Source organism: Pseudomonas sp. TE6288 (genome assembly GCF_054062095.1).
In genome coordinates, this window is the sequence record NZ_JBSSEW010000050.1 from 1 (window position 1) to 1,730 (window position 1,730).

The 1,730-nt window shown below is 69.8% G+C and carries 2 protein-coding genes; both read left to right on the forward strand.

The window, feature by feature from the left end; all coding sequences use genetic code 11:
• Positions 1-143: 143 nt before the first annotated feature.
• Positions 144-1,031 (forward strand): ATP-binding protein, encoded by an 888-nt coding sequence (locus ACVWY1_RS26050; RefSeq protein WP_046856555.1) that lies wholly within the window; start codon positions 144-146, stop codon positions 1,029-1,031.
• Complete coding sequence (locus ACVWY1_RS26055; protein WP_046856554.1) at positions 1,032-1,514, forward strand: GAF domain-containing protein; 483 nt, start codon at positions 1,032-1,034, stop codon at positions 1,512-1,514.
• Positions 1,515-1,730: the final 216 nt, after the last annotated feature.

The following is a 1,730-nucleotide window of genomic DNA, read 5'->3' on the forward strand; positions in this document are numbered from 1 at the left end:
CCCCCCCCCCCCCCCCCCCCCCGCCCCCCCCCCCCCCCCCCCCCCCCCCCCCCCCGCCCCCCCCCCCCCCCCCCCGCCCCCCCCCCCCCCCCGGGGGGGGGGCGCCCCGCGGCCCCAAAAAACTGAAATCAATAGGAGTCGCCATGGACGCCCGCCTTACCGCTTTTCTCGACCGCGCCGAATCGGTCCTCGCCCGCCTCGAACCCCTGCTGCCGGCCCCGCGCCCGGACATCGACTGGAGCCGCACCCTGGCTGCCCGCTGGCAGCGCGATGGCCGCAGCGGCTACCTGATGCCGCTGGAGGTCAGCCTCGATATCCGCCTGTCCGACCTGATCGGCGTCGACCAGCAGCGCGAGCAGCTGGGCCGCAACACCCACCAGTTCATCAACGGCCTGCCGGCCAACCACGCCCTGCTGTGGGGCTCGCGCGGCACCGGCAAGTCGTCGCTGGTGCGCGCGCTGTTGGCCGAGCACGCAGGCCAGGGCCTGCGCCTGATCGAGATCGAGCGCGACCACCTGGCCGACCTGCCGCGGGTGGTCGAGCAACTGCACAAGCTCGAACAACGCTTCATCCTGTTCTGCGACGACCTCTCGTTCGAGGCCGGGGAGGGCGACTACCGGGTGCTCAAGAGCGTGCTCGACGGCTCGCTGGAGCAGGCCCCGGACAACGTGCTGCTGTACGCCACCTCCAACCGCCGCCACCTGGTGCCGGAGAAGCAGAGCGACAACGAAAACTGGAAGATGGTCGACGGCGAGCTGCACCCCAACGAAGCGGTGGAGGACAAGATCGCCCTGTCCGACCGCTTCGGCCTGTGGCTGTCGTTCTACCCGTTCAGCCAAGAGCATTTCCTCAACGTGGTCGAACACTGGATCGGCCAGCTGGCGCGCCCGGCCGGGCTGCGCTGGCAGCGTGACGAAGCCCTGGACATCCTCGCCGTGCGCTGGGCCACCGGCCGCGGCAACCGTAATGGCCGTTGTGCCTATCAGTTCGCCCGCTATTGGGTCGGGCTGCAATTGTTGGAGCAGAAATAAATGATCGACCTCAACGCCAGTGGCCAAGGCCTCGATGGCTACGACCTGCTGGCCGCGCAAGTGCAGGCGCTGTTCGCTGACGAGCGTGACTTCATCGCCAATGCCGCGCAGTTCTCGGCGTTTCTCTACAACCAGGTGGAGGACCTGAACTGGGCGGGCTTCTATATCAACCGCAACGAAGAGCTGGTGCTCGGCCCGTTCCAGGGCCAGGTGGCCTGTGTGCGCATTCCATTCAGCCGTGGTGTGTGCGGCGCCGCGGCGGCCACCCGTAGCACCCAGCGGGTGGAGGACGTACATGCCTTCCCCGGGCATATCGCCTGTGACAGTGCGTCGAACAGCGAGCTGGTGATTCCGCTGGTCAAGGCCGGCAGGCTGATCGGCGTGCTCGATTTGGACAGCCCGAAGCTGGCGCGCTTCAGCGCGGCCGACCAGGCGGGGCTGGAGCGCCTGGTCGAGGTGTTCCTCGAGTTGACCGACTGCTGAAATGAAAAGGGGCCGCCTTGCGGCCCATCGCCGCGGGGGGGGGGGGGGGGGGCCCCCCCCCCCCCCCCCCCGGGGGGGGGGGGGGGGGGGGGGGGGGGGGGGGGGGGGCCCCCCCCCCCCCCCCACGCCAATTCCCTGTCGGGTCTTGGCGATATCAACGTATGCTCAACGGTACCGTCACGCTCTGCCCCAGCGCTGACTTGACCGTTACCGCCG